Annotated in this window: 11 protein-coding genes; 6 read left to right on the forward strand and 5 right to left on the reverse strand. The window is 74.8% G+C overall.

Going from position 1 to position 13,762, the window contains the following annotated elements:
* Positions 1-87: 87 nt before the first annotated feature.
* Entirely contained in the window at positions 88-813 is a 726-nt protein-coding gene (locus tag GNZ18_RS23405; RefSeq protein WP_214619892.1) for a sulfotransferase family protein, read from the forward strand.
* On the opposite strand, the gene GNZ18_RS23410 is transcribed toward GNZ18_RS23405, so the two are convergent.
* The 4 genes from GNZ18_RS23410 to polA form a co-directional block, all read right to left on the reverse strand.
* Positions 786-3,257 carry a GTPase family protein gene (locus GNZ18_RS23410; RefSeq protein WP_156218670.1) on the reverse strand — a complete coding sequence of 824 codons (2,472 nt, stop codon included), beginning with the start codon at positions 3,255-3,257 and terminating at the stop codon, positions 786-788. The genes GNZ18_RS23405 and GNZ18_RS23410 overlap by 28 nt on opposite strands.
* Before the next feature lie 31 nt (positions 3,258-3,288).
* Positions 3,289-4,575, reverse strand: a complete 1,287-nt coding sequence (locus GNZ18_RS23415; protein WP_156218671.1) for a hypothetical protein — start codon at positions 4,573-4,575, stop codon at positions 3,289-3,291.
* The gene (locus tag GNZ18_RS23420; protein WP_156218672.1) at positions 4,568-5,623 is read right to left on the reverse strand and encodes a hypothetical protein; all 1,056 of its coding nucleotides are present in this window, start codon (positions 5,621-5,623) and stop codon (positions 4,568-4,570) included. Before GNZ18_RS23420 ends, GNZ18_RS23415 begins: the two co-directional genes overlap by 8 nt.
* A gap of 224 nt (positions 5,624-5,847) precedes the next feature.
* The gene (polA, locus tag GNZ18_RS23425) at positions 5,848-8,457 is read right to left on the reverse strand and encodes a DNA polymerase I (RefSeq protein WP_156218673.1); all 2,610 of its coding nucleotides are present in this window, start codon (positions 8,455-8,457) and stop codon (positions 5,848-5,850) included.
* 61 nt (positions 8,458-8,518) lie between these two features.
* On the opposite strand from polA, the gene GNZ18_RS23430 reads away from it, so the two are divergent.
* Both GNZ18_RS23430 and GNZ18_RS23435 read left to right on the forward strand, forming a co-directional pair.
* Positions 8,519-9,364 (forward strand): LLM class F420-dependent oxidoreductase, encoded by an 846-nt coding sequence (locus tag GNZ18_RS23430; RefSeq protein ID WP_156218674.1) that lies wholly within the window; start codon positions 8,519-8,521, stop codon positions 9,362-9,364.
* A gap of 159 nt (positions 9,365-9,523) precedes the next feature.
* A complete protein-coding gene (locus GNZ18_RS23435; protein WP_173390864.1) occupies positions 9,524-10,867 on the forward strand; it encodes a PP2C family protein-serine/threonine phosphatase in 1,344 nt (447 codons plus the stop codon).
* Between the two features lie 72 nt (positions 10,868-10,939).
* Here GNZ18_RS23435 and GNZ18_RS23440 read toward each other — a convergent pair whose 3' ends face one another.
* Entirely contained in the window at positions 10,940-11,692 is a 753-nt protein-coding gene (locus tag GNZ18_RS23440; RefSeq protein WP_156218676.1) for a TetR/AcrR family transcriptional regulator, read from the reverse strand.
* A 202-nt stretch (positions 11,693-11,894) separates the two neighbouring features.
* On the opposite strand from GNZ18_RS23440, the gene GNZ18_RS23445 reads away from it, so the two are divergent.
* Genes GNZ18_RS23445 through GNZ18_RS23455 form a run of 3 tightly spaced genes read left to right on the forward strand, consistent with a single transcriptional unit; the run spans position 11,895 to position 13,706 of the window.
* Entirely contained in the window at positions 11,895-13,076 is a 1,182-nt protein-coding gene (locus GNZ18_RS23445; RefSeq protein WP_156218677.1) for a cytochrome P450, read from the forward strand.
* 16 nt (positions 13,077-13,092) lie between these two features.
* On the forward strand, positions 13,093-13,293 hold the full coding sequence (locus GNZ18_RS23450; RefSeq protein ID WP_156218678.1) for a ferredoxin: 201 nt from the start codon (positions 13,093-13,095) through the stop codon (positions 13,291-13,293).
* A 56-nt stretch (positions 13,294-13,349) separates the two neighbouring features.
* Positions 13,350-13,706, forward strand: coding sequence for a DUF1330 domain-containing protein (locus GNZ18_RS23455; protein ID WP_156218679.1), 357 nt, complete (start codon positions 13,350-13,352; stop codon positions 13,704-13,706).
* The last annotated feature ends 56 nt before the right edge of the window (positions 13,707-13,762 follow it).

The raw sequence follows: 13,762 nt of genomic DNA on the forward strand, positions 1-13,762 counted from the left end.
GCGAATCGTCGTACAAACGGTCTGTCGTCCACGAAATTAGGCGGCGCGGATTAGAGAACCATCAGAACATTGCGGGAGGAACACGGCGTGAAGGTGATAGGAGCTGGTTTCGGGCGTACCGGTACGGCGTCGTTGCGGACGGCCCTGGAAATGCTCGGGCAGGGCCCCTGCTACCACATGCGCGCCGTCATCGAGGAGCCGTTCCGCATCCGCCAGTGGCTCGACGTCGCCGATGGCGCGCCACCCGACTGGGACACGATGCTCGCCGGTTTCCAGTCGGCGGTCGACTGGCCTTCGGCCGCGTACTGGCGCGAGCTGGCCGAGCATTTTCCGGAGGCCAAGGTCCTGCTCACCGTCCGCGACCCGGAGCGCTGGTACGAGAGCGCCAACGCGACCATCTTCGCCGCCAACCGGCAGGCCTGGGGGGACCGCCGGCCGCTCCTGCGGAGGATCCTCGGCCGCCTCGCCAGGTGGCGCCACCCCGACCTGCCGCTGTTCCCGACCCTGATCAGGAAGATCGTCCTAGAGGGGGCCCTGGAGGGCCGCTCCGCGGACAGGGCCTACATTCTCGGCCTCTTCGAGCGGCACATCGAGGAGGTCAAGGCGGCGATCCCGGCCGACCGGCTGCTCGTCTACGAGGTGCGGGAGGGCTGGGAGCCGCTGTGCGCGTTCCTCGGCGTGCCCGTCCCGGACGAGCCGTTCCCGCGCGAGAACGACCGCGAGGCCTTCCAGCGCGCCTACAACCGGGTCCTCCTGCGGCTGATCCTGCACCGCCGGGCGCGCCCTCAGACCCCCGCCCACGCCGACTCGTAGGCGGCGGCCGACCCGGTGACGGCCCGCGCGGCCCGTTCGAGGTCGCCCGCGGCGGCGGCGAGCCGCGCCGGGCCGTCGTCGGGCGCCATCGCCCGCAGGTGCGGGTGCAGGAGGGCGCCCAGCTCCAGCGTCGTGCGCTCGTTGCGCAGGAAGCCGTCGAAGAACTGGTCGGCGCAGGCGAACAGCGCGCGGACGGCCGCCGCCGACTCCTCCTGGAGCGCGGCGGTCAGCCGTGCGAGGACGTCCTCGACGACGGCGGTGAGCGTCCCGGCCAGCCACCGCACGGTCTCCTCCGCGCTCTCGGTCACCGGGATCGCCGCCGCCGCCCGGTCGGCCGACAGCCCGCGCACGTCGCGGCGCCGCCCGAGCGGGATCGTGGTGCTCACGTTGATCTCGGCGGGGATCGCCCACGGCGCGACGCTGACGCCGAGGCGCAGGTCGCGCTCCGCGCCGTCCCGCCGGTGCGCCCCGGGCGCTGCGGGCGCGGCCGGCTCCCCCGCCGCGCCGGGGCCGTCCTGGTCGATGCCGACGGCGATCGGCTGGACGACCCGCAGGAACAGGCTCTGGTCGCCGTAGCTGACGCTGAGCGCCGCGAGGTCCTCGATGGGCGCCGCCAGCACCCCGAGGCCCTGCGCGCGGAGCGCGGCGGCGAACGCGGGCAGCGTCCGGTCGGCCGGCAGCACCGCCTCGGGCAGCCGCGCCCACAGCGCCGCCGCGACCGTCCCCTGGAGTTCGCCGATCGCCTGGGCGAGCGAGGCGTCCACGAGGCGGCGAAAGGTCCCGGCGACGAAGTGCCGGGCGCGGATGAACTCCTGCTCGACCGCCGCCTTCCGGAACACCAGGATCTTCTTGCGGGCCCGCTCCGCCCAGACGTCGTGGCCGCCGCTGCCGAACCCGTCCGCCAGCCATGCCCTGACCTGCCCGGACGCGGCGGCCGTCGCCGCGTCGAGCTCCTCGCTGCGCAGCCCCTCGCGGACCCGCGCGAGGTAGCCGTCGCGGATGTGCGCCAGGTCGTCGGCCAGCTCGTCCACGACCCCCGGGACGATCTCCGCGAGGCGCTGCTCGTCGCTCGGCGCCCGGAACGCGGCCGCGCGGATCGCGGCGGCCAGCTCCTCGCCCGCGGCGGAGGCGTCCCGGCCCGCGCCGACGGTCGCCTCGTGCGCGTCGCGGAGGGCGGCGCGGTCCATCGCGGCGAGGTTGCGGGCCAGGTGCGTGAGGACGGGCCGCAGGACGCGCTCGGCCACCTCCTCCCGCGAGATGAGGTCGCCGTCCAGCACCCCGACGCCGTGCGGCGCGGCGGCCCGGCGCGCCTGCTCCACGGCGTCGGCGAACTCCTCCTCGGTCAGGTCGGTGCGGCGCCGGTCCCGGTTGAGCACGACGAACAGGAAGTCGCCGAGCTCCACCCCCGCGCGGGAGGCGTGCGCGAGCTCCTGCAGCTCGGCGTCGGCCGCGCCGAACAGCACGGTGGTGCGGCTCGGCCGCTTCACCTGGACGAGCAGGTCGACCTCGTTGCGCAGGTCCCGCATGAACTGGCGGGCGACGTCCAGGCCGCGCTCCTCCGTGCCGGGCAGGTCGATCAGGGCGAGGTCGCGCACCGGGTTGTTGGGGAAGGGGTGGTGGATGCGCACGTCCCGGACCGCGAGGTAGCGCCGCCGCGCGCCCGGCGGCGCCGGCTCGGGCGGGTAGGAGACGTAGCCGGGCACCTCCGCCAGCGCGATCTCCCGGACGCGGCTCCCCTCGAACAGGTCGCGGTAGCCGGGCAGCGCCGCCTGCGCCAGCCGCAGCCGGGCCAGGTGCTCCTCGTTGGAGGGCGCGTCCAGCCCGGCGGCGCGGCCCGCGCGGGAGAACTCCTCCCACGACGGGTACCGGACCGCCGCGAAGTCCTCGATCCGCTGCGGCACCGGCATCGCCAGCGCCTCGTGCCTGGGCCGCAGGTAGACCTCCCTGAACTCCTCGAACGTCCGCAGCACGACCTCGGCGCGCGGCGCCGGGGCGTTGTGGATGCGGCTGCGGGCGGCGGTGGTGGGCAGCAGGTCGGCGGAGGTCGGCAGCACGTCGGTGCCGTGCTCGTCCAGGCCGGAGATGGCGCGCAGCAGCGTGCTCTTGCCCATCTGGGTCTGGCCGATCACGCCGATGTTGAGCGTCGGGCGGGTCGCGCGCTCGCGCACCGCGTCCAGCCGGTCGGTGGCGGCGGCGAGCCCCCGCCGCAGCCGGAGGGGCCTGCCGCCGTCGAGGAAGGGCCGCAGGGCCCCGGCCAGCTCGTCGGCGCGGCCGCCCGCGGGCAGGGCCGGATCGAGCCGGGTCCGCTCGGCGAGTTCGACGAGCGCGCCGAACCGCTCGCACAGGTCCCGCCAGGCGTGGACGAGCCGCTCGATCCGATCCCGCTGCGCGTGCCGCGCCGCCAGCGCCGCCGCGATCTCGGCCTGGATCCGCTGGGCTTGCATGGGCCCTCCCTGGGCTCACTCGAATCGGACGCTACAGGGGCCAGGCGGTGACCCTGACCGTCACCGCGCCGTCCCGGACGGTGTCGACGACCAGGGCGGCGAGGCCCGTGGCGGTCTTCAGGCAGAAGCCCGTCCCGGGCGTCGCGCGGAACGACAGCGCCGCCCGCCGCCCGGCCACGAGCCCGCGGCACCGCTCCCGCGTCGCGCCCGCTCCCGGCGTCATCACGAGCACGCTGGACTCGGCGGCGAACAGCTGCCGGTTCCGGTAGCCGACGTCGCCGCCGTCCGCCACCGGGGCGGGCGCCGGGGAGAGCGTGAGCCAGCCCCTTCTCGGCACCGTCACCTGGACGGGCGCCGGCGGCGCGGGCGTGGTCGCGCTGGGCGTCGGGCTGGGCGTCGGGGCGGGCGTCTCCCCCGTCGCGTCGCCTCCGCTCGCCGACAGGCCCACCGCGAGCACCGTCACCGCGACCGCCCCCAGCAGGCCGCCGCCCCCGACGAGCGCGGGCACCAGCCGGTTCGTCCCGCCCGCGGGACGAGGTCGCGGCGCCTGCGGCGGCGGCGCGGGGCGCGGCGGGAGCGCCGGGCGGGACGCGACAGGCGCGGGCACGGGCACGGGTGCGGGTGCGGGCACGGGCGCGAGGCGCGCGGGGGCGCCGACGACGCCGAGCCGGACCGTGCCGAGCCCCGCCGGGTGCGCGCCGCGCGGCATGGACTCCCATCCCAGCACGACGGTGATCGGGTGGACGGCGTCGTTCGCCTCGTCCCAGGTCTGCTCCCAGCCGGGCGGCGGCACGACCTCCGCTCCGGCCGGAGGAGGCGCGGCGGAGAACGGGCGGGGCGGCGGCGCGGGCCAGGGCGCGGGCTCCGGGCGCGACCGGCGCGGCCAGCGGAGCTCGCTCAGCGGCGCCGTCCACACCGGGTCCATCCACCGCTCGTAGACGGCCCCGGCCCAGCTCCGGTAGGAGTCCCGCAGCTGGGGCCAGGCGGGGCCGGGCGGCGGCGGGCCGGACGGTCCGCCGGAGGCCACCCAGCCGACGAAGCAGTACATCTCGCGCGCGCCGTCGGAGTGCATGGTGTCGCTGAGGTCGGCGGCCTGGCAGGCGACGCCGACGAGCCGGTGCGCGCCGGACCGCGCGAGGACGAAGCGCGGCGCGCCGTGCAGCCCGGCGCCGCCCGCGACGGCCGCGCGGACGACCCCCTCCAGCCAGCCGCGCTGGTCGATCCCCTCGGGGAGCGCGCGCCACCAGGTGTCGGCGTGCCGGGTGCGGCCGTAGACGACGGGCGCCCACCCGGGCCGGCCCGTCCTCGCCTCAGCCACGGCCGGTCCCGGCCCAGGTCGCGAGCACGCCGCCCTCGTAGATCGGCACGTAGCGCAGCATCGGGAAGATCGCGGCGGCCTCGGCCTGGCACAGCTCACGCCACTGCTTCATGGCGTGCTCGGCGCGGTCCATCTCCTGGAGGCGCAGGGCGATCCGCTCGTGGGCCCGGCGGGTCGCCCGTCCGGGCACGGGCGGGAGCGCCGCGGCCTCGCGTCTGGCGGCGGCGCGGTCGGCGGCCAGCACCTCCATCCGCGCGTCGAGCCCCTTGCGCTCCTCCAGGTAGAAGCAGGCCAGATGGAACAGGACCGGCAGGTGGACGTCGGTGGGGCTCACCGAGTCGGGCCGGACGCCGCCGTCGGCCGTCCGCTCCAGCGCGCCGACGCTCACCGGGCAGATCGCGGTGACGACGCGCTTGGCGAACGCGGCCGGGAGCAGGTCGCGCAGCTCCTCGACGAGGTCGGTGAGGCGGCGCGGCGCGTCCGTGCCCCGCCAGTCGATGACGTCGGCCTTGGTGATGACGATCGACACCGACGGCAGCGGGCGCCCCTCGCGGTTGCGCGCCGTCAGCGCGTCGGTGACGACGCTCGACATCTGCTGCGTGAGGGTCTCCCTGGCGACCGCCTCGCGCCGTCCGGGCCCGACCGGTTTGCGGAAGTGCTCGCCGTCCAGGACGAGCATGATCCCGTGCGCCTGCGCGACGTCCCAGAGCAGTTGCTCGGCGTCGGGCGACCCGTCGGGCCCGACGAAACTCGGCAGCGCGCCGCCCCGGTAGTCGGCCCAGTGGATGTGCGCCATCGGACGCATCTCCCGCGCGTACACGAACGTGTGCCGCCGCGGCACGGTGTCGGTCGGCTCGGGGAGCCGCCCCCGCTCACCGAGATCGCGCCAGCCGTCGGCGAGCATCACGTCGGCGTTGCGGTCGGCCTCGTGCAGCGTGCAGTCCCGCACACCTCGCGACAGCGCGGCGTAGAGCGCCAGCAGGTAGGTCGACTTCCCGGCGCCCGGCGCCCCCATCATGGACAGCCCGATCCTGTGCAGATCCGTCATCTCGCCCCGTCCTCGCCGCCCGCCCCCGGTCCCCACCGGGGTCTTTACATTGAGACGCGCGACCATTGGCGATGGAGCATGAAAGGGATATCGATCCGGATAACACTGGTCGGTAATATCACTTGATCAATGGCCCGAAGAATTGATAACTTTGTTTTCGGATATACCGGTCGTGGCTTTGACGGCGGCACGAAAAGAAAGTCAGGGCGGTGGCCAGGAAATGGTCAGTGGGCGGCGGCGTCCCAGTCGGCGCCCGCGCCGATCGCCGCGTCCAGCGGCGGGCTCAGCGGGTAGGCGGCGGTCATCTCCGCGCGGACCAGCCCGGCGACCCGGTCGCCCTCCCCCGGCGCGACCTCCAGCACGATCTCGTCGTGCACCTGGAGCAGCAGGCGGCTGCGCAGGCCGGCGCGGTCGAGCGCCGCGTCCACCCGCAGCATCGCGATCTTGACGATGTCGGCGGCCGAGCCCTGCACGGGGGCGTTCAGCGCCATCCGCTCGGCGGTCTCGCGGCGGCGCCGGTCGTCGCTGGACAGGTGCGGCAGGTAGCGGCGGCGGCCGAGGAGCGTGCGGGTGTAGCCGGTCTCGCGGGCCTCCGCGACGACCCGGCCGAGGTAGTCGCGGACGCCGCCGAACCGCGCGAAGTAGGCGTCCATCAGCGGGCGCGCCTCGGCCACCGCGACCCCGAGCTGCTTGGCGAGCCCGAACGCCGACAGCCCGTAGGCGAGGCCGTAGGACATGGCCTTGATCCTGCGCCGCTGGTCGGCGGTGACCGCGTCCGGCGGGACGCCGAAGACCCGCGCGGCCACCGTGGTGTGCGGGTCCTCGCCGGACTCGAACGCGGCGAGCAGCGCCGGGTCCCGCGACAGGTGCGCCATCACGCGCAGTTCGAGCTGGCGGTAGTCGGCGGTCATCAGCGCGGCGAATCCGGGGCCGGGGGTGAACGCCCGCCTGATCTCCCGGCCCTCGCCGGTGCGGACGGGGATGACCTGGAGGTTCGGGTCGGTGGAGGTGAGCCGTCCGGTCGCGGCGACGGTCTGCTGGAAGGTGGTGTGGATCCGGCCGTCGGCGCCGACCTCCCGGAGCAGCCCGGCGACGGTGGCGCGCAGCCGCGCCTGGTCGCGGTGGCGCAGCAGCACCCGCGGGAGGCCGTTGTCGGTGCGGGTGGCGAGCCAGGTCAGCGCGTCCAGGTCGGTGGAGAACCCGGACTTGATCTTCTTGGTGCGGGGCAGGTCGAGCTCGCCGAACAGGACCTCCTGGAGCTGCTTGGTCGAGCCGGGGTTGAAGCGGCGCCCGGCGATCGCGGCGGCCTCGTCCGCCGCCCTCTCCATGCCCGCGGCGAACCGCCGCTCAAGGTCGCGCAGCAGTTCCCCGTCGACGTGGACCCCGGTGCGTTCGACCCGCGCGAGGAGGGCCGCGAGGGGCAGCTCCACCTCGTCCATCACCCGGTCCATGCCCGTCTCCGCCAGCTCGGGCCCGAGCTTGGCGGCGAGGTCGTGGACGGCCCCAGCGCGCAGCATCGTCCCGGCGGCGCCCTCGGCGGAGGGGCGGCGGCCGAGGTGGCGGGCCGCGAGGTCGGCGATCCCGTACGCGGCGAGGCCGGGCAGCAGGAGGTAGGCCGCCAGCGCCGGGTCGGTGGTGAGGCCGCCGAGCGTCCGGCCGTGCTCGGGCAGGGCACGCAGCAGCGCCTTCACCTCGTGCACCGCCTTCGGACGGCCCGGGTCGGCGAGCCAGCCGGCGAAGGCGCGCTCGTCGTCCGCCGAGAGCGCGTCGAGCAGGAACGACGCGGCGAAACCGGCGGGCGTGGCGAGCGCGATCCGGACACACTCCCCGTGGTCGGCGGCCAGGCCGACCGGGCCCGTCGCGTGCGAGTCCAGCCATCCGGCCAGCTCGCCGGGGCGCAGCTCGCGCCCCCGCAGCCGGGTCTTCGGCTCCGGCGGCCGCCCGCCGCCGGGGTCGGCGGCGAACAGCCGCTGCCGCAGGCTGGCGTTGCGGAACTCCAGGTCGTCCAGGAGCCTGGTGAAGGCGGGCAGGTCGTAGGGGCGGCGTTCCAGGTCGTCCAGCCCGACGGGCAGGTCGAGGTCGCGGACGAGTTCGGTCAGGCGCCGGTTGAGCCGCACGGTGTCCAGCGCGTCCCGCAACCGCTCCCCCGCCTTGCCCCGCACCTCGTCGGCGCGTTCCAGCAGCGCGGCGAGCGACCCGTACTCGCGCACCCATCTCGCGGCGGTCTTCTCCCCGATGCCGGGGATGCCGGGCAGCCCGTCGGACGGGTCGCCGCGCAGCGCCGCGAAGTCGGGGTACTGCGCGGGCGTCAGACCGTACTTCTCCTCGACGAGCGCGGGCGTGTAGCGGATCATCTCCGCCGCCGTCCGGTAGAAGTACAGGACGGTGACGTTCGCGCCGACGAGCTGCAGGGCGTCCCGGTCGCCGGTCATCACGAGCACGCGGAACCCGGCCGCGTCCGCCGCCGCGGCGAGGGTCGCGATGACGTCGTCGGCCTCGTACCCCGGCATCCGGACGGCGGGCATCCGCATCGCGGCGAGCAGGTCGTCCAGGACCGGGAGCTGCGCGCCGAACCCCTCCGGAGACCGCGCCCGCCCGGCCTTGTACCCGGGGAACGCCTCGGCGCGGAACGTCCGCCGGGACACGTCGAACGCGACGGCGGCGTGCGTGGGGCGTTCGTCGCGCAGGACGTTGGCCAGCATGTTCGCGAACCCGTAGACGACGTTGGTGGGCTGGCCCGCGGTGGTGCTGAAGTTCTCGATCGGCAGCGCGTGGAAGGCCCGGTAGGCCAGCGAATGCCCGTCCAGGAGCAGCAGGGACGGCCGGTCGGTCATGTCCACATCCTGGCATCGGGCCCGCGGGCATGATGGAGCGGCACCTGATGTTGGAGGGGAAATGACGAACATCAACGTTGGACGTTTCGGTATCTGGCGCCGGTGGCAGGACCTCACCCCCGAGCTGGCCAAGGGGGTCGAGGACCTCGGCTACGGGGCGATCTGGATCGGCGCCTCGCCCGGCGGCGACCTCGGCATCGCCGAGCGGCTGCTCGCCGCGACCGACCGGATCGTGATCGCGACCGGCATCGTGAACATGTGGGCGACGCCCGCCGAGGAGGCCGCCGCGTCCTACCACCGGCTCGCCGCGAAGTACGGCGACCGGTTCCTGCTCGGCGCCGGGATCGGGCACCGCGAGATGACCGGCGAGTACCGCACGCCGTACCAGACGATGGTGGACTACCTCGACCGGCTGGACGCGGCGGAGGTCCCGGTGTCGGGGCGGGCGCTGGCCGCGCTCGGCCCGAGGGCGCTGCGGCTCGCGGGCGAGCGCGCGGCGGGCGCCCACCCGTACCTGACGACGCCCGAGCACACCCGCCGGGCGCGGCTCGAACTCGGTGCGGGACGGTTGCTGGCGCCGGAGCAGAAGTTCGTGCTGGAGGCCGATCCCGAGCGCGCCCGCGCGGTCGCCCGCTCGCACATCGGCGGCAGCTACCTCCTGCTCTCCAACTACACCGCCAACCTCCGTCGGCTCGGCTGGAGCGAGGAGGACATCGCGGACGGCGGCAGCGACGCCCTGGTCGACGCGCTGGTCGCGCACGGCGGGCCGGAAGCGGTCGCGGCGCGGCTCGGCGAGCACCTCGACGCGGGCGCCGACCACGTCGCCGTGCAGCCGCTGACCGGAGAGGGCGAGGACCCGCTGCCCGCGCTCGGCGAACTCGCGGCGGCGCTCAAGCCGGCGGAATGACCGGCCGCCCAAATGATCATCGCCCGGGGCGTGCCATTCGCGCCGGACACACCTTACGGGCCTTCACAAAGACATCCACCTAACGTGTAGAAAATCGCGCTATACCGCTGTATGGCTACGCTTGCCTTTCAGCTGACCATCCGGCGGGAGGCGCATGGCGTGAACGCTGATGTCGAGGCCGGCGGGCGGCCCCCCGACCCGGCCCCGGCGGGCACCCTGCTCGCGCGGTTGAACCTGCTGAACCTGGCCGGTGCGCGCATGGCGGGCACCCTGGACCTGGAGCAGGTCGCGCGGCGGCTGGTGGAGGTGGCGCTCACCGGGTTCGCCGACGCCGCCGGCGTGTACGTGGCCGAGCGCCTCATCGCCCGCGACGAGGAGCCCCGGCCGTCCGCGGCGCGGCCCGTCGAGGTGCGGCGGATCGCGCTGGGCGCCGCCGACGCCGGGCTGGAGGAGCGCTTCCCCTCCGGCGAGGTGCTGGCGTTCGCGCCCGACACGCCCTGCGCGGCGTGCCTGCGGGACGGCGCCGTCCAGCGGTTCGCCGCGCTGCCGCCCGAGGTCGCCGGGGCGCACCCCGCCGCGGCGGTCGGGCTGGGCGACCTGGTCGACTTCCTGCTCGTCCCGCTGCGGGCGGACGGCGGCGTGCTCGGGTTCGTCGCGTTCGCGCGCGGGCGGGCCGCCGGGCCGTTCACCCCCGAGCAGGTCGGGCTGGCACGGGAGCTGACCGCGCTCGCGGCGGGCTGCCTGGACAACGCCCGCCGCTACCAGCGCGAGCACGCGACCGCGCGCGCCCTCCAGGCCGGGCTGCTGCCCCGGCTGCTCGGCGACGTGCCCGGAGTCCAGGTGGCGCACCGGTCGGTGCCCGCCGGGCGCACCGACCTGGTCGGCGGCGACTGGTGCGACATCATCCCGCTCGCCGCCGGGCGGGTCGCGCTCGTCATCGGCGACGCGATGGGGCACGGCTCGGCCGCCGCCGCGACGATGGTGCAGCTGCGCGCCGCCGCGCGGACGCTCGCGATGCTCGACCTCGGCCCGGCCGAGATCCTCACCTGGCTCGACCGCGTCGCGCCGGACCTCGGGCCCGTCCAGTTCGCGACCTGCGCGTGCGCCGTCCTGGACACCACCGCGCGGACGGGCGTCATCGCCCGCGCCGGGCACCCCCCGCCGATCCTGCTGCGCCCCGACGGCCGCTGCGACACCCCCGACATCCCGCCCGGCCTCCCCCTCGGCCTGGGCGGAACGGTCTACGAGGACGTGCGGGTGCCCTTCCCCGACGGGACGACGCTCGTCCTGTACACCGACGGGCTGATCGAGTCCCGCGAGCGCGACCTGGAGGCGGGCATCGCCGCGCTGCGGACCGCGCTCACCGCCCCCTCGGCCGGGCTGGACGACGCGTGCGGCGCGGTCGTCTCCGAACTCGTCGCCACGCCCATCCAGGACGACGTGACCGTGATGCTCGTCCGCGCGCACGGCGATGCCCCGCCTCGGCAGCCTGAGGAGGGATGACCCGAGAACGCGGAAGGAACGCACCCGGCCGGGGAGCAGGGGCGACGTTGTCGCGACGAGCCGACCCGGAGGTCAGGGCCGCTGTTCGGTCACCTGTCGGAGGCGGACGTGCAGGCCGTCCAGCAAGCGCCGCAGGCCGTAGTCGAACTGCTCGTCGCGGGTCGTGCGCGGGTCCGTGCCGGTGAGTGAGTCGAACAGCGTGGCCAACTGCGGGTAGGGGCCGGTGATCTGGGTCAGGGTCGGCCCCAGGGCGTCGAGCCACTCGGCCTCGGTGTCGCCGGCGAGGGTGATCTTGTTGAGCGCGGCGGCCTCGCTGGTGGCCGCGCCGAGCACGTAGGTGAACACGGTCTTCGCGGCCCGGTCCGCTTCGGCGAGGTCGAAGCCCGCCGCCCGCAGCAGGGTCAGCATGCGGTCGGTGAGCAGCATCAGGTTCGGGCCGAGATGGGTCACGCCGACCTCGCCCACCAGCAGGGAGGCGACCCAGGGGTGGCGCAGGACGACGTCCCGCGCGCTGTGCCCGCACCGGGACACCGCTTCGCCCCAGCGAGCCGGGTCGTCGGCGACGGGCGGGCTCATCTCTCCGTAGATCTCGTCGACGACGAGCTCGATCAGCTCGTCCTTGTTGGCGACGTGCCAGTACAGCGCGTTGGCGGCGACGTTCATGCGCGTGGCGAGCCCGCGCATGGTCAGGGCGGGCAGCCCCTGCTCGTCCAGCAGCGCGACGGCCGCGGCGACGATCTGGCCCCGGTCGAGCGCCAGGCGCTCGCGGCGCTTGCGGGCCGGGCGTGCCCATACCGACACGACCCCCTGCTCATCGGCTGACATCGCGGTCGGGGTCCTCTTCACTGCCGGGCGCGCCTCTCGCACGCCGTCCGGGCCACCGATTCTCGCACGGCGGCCACCGGCGGGAGCACCGTCCATCCTCGTGGACGATGTCCAGTTATTGTACAGCGTCCAATGAACCTGTACGTTGTCCATCAATGCGCCGGCCGCATTCGCCGCTCCCGTCCAAGCGAAGGAACCCGTCATGAGTGATTCCCTGCCCGTCGTCGAGCGGATGCCGGTGGAGCGCCCCGCCGGATGCCCGTTCGACCCGCCCGCCCGGCTGGCCGAACTGCGGTCGCGGGCACCCGTCACGCCGTTGCGCTTCGGGGACGGCCACCAGGGCTGGCTGGTCACCGGCCACGCCCAGGCCCGCGCCGTCCTGGCCGACCCCGGCTTCAGCTCCCGCCACGAGCTGATGCACCTGCTCGACCCGCAGATCATCGAGGTGCCGCCCGCCGGTCCCGGCCAGTTCATCGGCATGGACGCGCCCGAGCACACCCGCTACCGGCGACTGCTCGCGGGCAGGTTCACCGTCCGCCGGATGCGGTCGCTGGCCGAGCGCGTCCAGCGGCTCACCGCCCAGTACCTGGACGACATGGCCGCGCGCGGCCCCGGGGTCGACCTCGTCGATGCCTACGCCTTCCCCATCCCGGCCCAGATGATCTGCGAACTGCTGGGCGTTCCGTTCAGCGAACGCGCGCACTTCCAGCACCTCGGCGCCGTCGCCAACCAGGCGGACGTGCCCATGGAGGACAAGCTGGCCGCGTTCCAGGAGATGGGCGGCTACATCGCCGACCTGGTGGAGCGCAAGCGCGCCCGGCCCACCGACGACCTGCTCAGCGACATCATCGGCGGCGACCTGGACCACGAGGAACTGGTCGGCGTCGGGTCGCTGCTGCTGGGCGCGGGCCTGGACACCGTCGCCAACATGATCGGGCTCAGCACGTTCGCGCTGCTCACCCACCCCGACCAGCGCGACGCCCTGCACGCCGACCCCGAGCGCGCGGTCGAGGAACTGCTGCGCTACCTGACGATCGCCCACACCGGCTTCCGCGTCGCGCTGACCGACATCGACCTCGACGGCATCACCATCGGCAAGGGGCAGACCGTGGCGGTCTCGCTCCAGGCCGCCAACCGCGACCCCGCGCGCTTCGCCTCCCCGGACGCCCTGGACCTGACCCGCCAGGCCGCCGGGCACCTGGCGTTCTCCCACGGCGCCCACCAATGTCTGGGCCAGCAACTCGCACGCCTGGAAATGAAGGTCGCGCTGCCCGCGCTGTTCGAACGCTTCCCGAGCCTGCGGCTGGACGTCCCGCCGCAGGAGGTCCCGCTGCGCGCGGGCGACGACGTGTACGGGGTGCGGCACCTCCCCGTCGCCTGGTGACGCCGCCGCGACGCCGATGAGAGTGATCATTGACGAGGGCCGGTGCGTCGGCGGCGGCCGGTGCGCGGTGGCCGCGCCCGAGGTGTTCGACCAGCGCGACAGCGACGGCGTCGTCGTCCTCCTGCGAGCGGACCCGCCCGCCGAGTACGCCGAAGGCGTCCGGAACGCCGTCATGCTGTGCCCCGCCGCCGCGATCGAACTGCGGGAGGAGCGGTGACCGGCCCGGCGTCGGCGCCGACCCGCCCAACGAACACGACCGAGAAAGCAGGAACGATGCCCGCCTACATGCTCGCCCACCTTCGCAAGGCCGGGAAACCTCACCCCGAGGTGCTGGAGTACCTGGAGAGGATCCAATCGGCGTTGGACCCGTTCTCGGGCCGATTCCTGGTGCACGGCGCCGAGGTGGACGTCCGGGAGGGGGAATGGCCCGGGGACGTGGTGCTCGTGGAGTTCCCGTCCCTGAGGCACGCCCGCGATTTCTACGGCTCCGACGCCTACCAGGCGATCCTGCCGCTGAGGCGCGAGCACCTCGAAGGCGACCTCATCATCGTCGAGGGCGTCGAGCCCGGCCACGACTCGGCCGCCATGGCCGCCGAGATCCGCCGGGCCACCGCCGAGAGCCCCCGCTGACCGAAGCCGACGTGAGTCTCGGTCGGAAAGTCACGGCGACGACCGTTGACTTTCCG

This window comes from Actinomadura litoris, assembly GCF_009733595.1.
In the GTDB taxonomy this organism is placed as follows: Bacteria; Actinomycetota; Actinomycetes; order Streptosporangiales; family Streptosporangiaceae; genus Spirillospora; species Spirillospora litoris.

Bases quoted from the DNA above. Each gene is read 5' to 3' on its own strand.
- GNZ18_RS23410 (WP_156218670.1), bottom strand. From the start codon at position 3,257: ATGCAAGCCCAGCGGATCCAGGCCGAGATCGCGGCGGCGCTGGCGGCG.
- GNZ18_RS23420 (WP_156218672.1), bottom strand. From the start codon at position 5,623: ATGACGGATCTGCACAGGATCGGGCTGTCCATGATGGGGGCGCCGGGC.
- polA (WP_156218673.1), bottom strand. From the start codon at position 8,457: ATGACCGACCGGCCGTCCCTGCTGCTCCTGGACGGGCATTCGCTGGCC.
- GNZ18_RS23430 (WP_156218674.1), top strand. From the start codon at position 8,519: ATGACGAACATCAACGTTGGACGTTTCGGTATCTGGCGCCGGTGGCAG.
- GNZ18_RS23440 (WP_156218676.1), bottom strand. From the start codon at position 11,692: ATGTCAGCCGATGAGCAGGGGGTCGTGTCGGTATGGGCACGCCCGGCC.
- GNZ18_RS23445 (WP_156218677.1), top strand. From the start codon at position 11,895: ATGAGTGATTCCCTGCCCGTCGTCGAGCGGATGCCGGTGGAGCGCCCC.
- GNZ18_RS23450 (WP_156218678.1), top strand. From the start codon at position 13,093: ATGAGAGTGATCATTGACGAGGGCCGGTGCGTCGGCGGCGGCCGGTGC.
- GNZ18_RS23455 (WP_156218679.1), top strand. From the start codon at position 13,350: ATGCCCGCCTACATGCTCGCCCACCTTCGCAAGGCCGGGAAACCTCAC.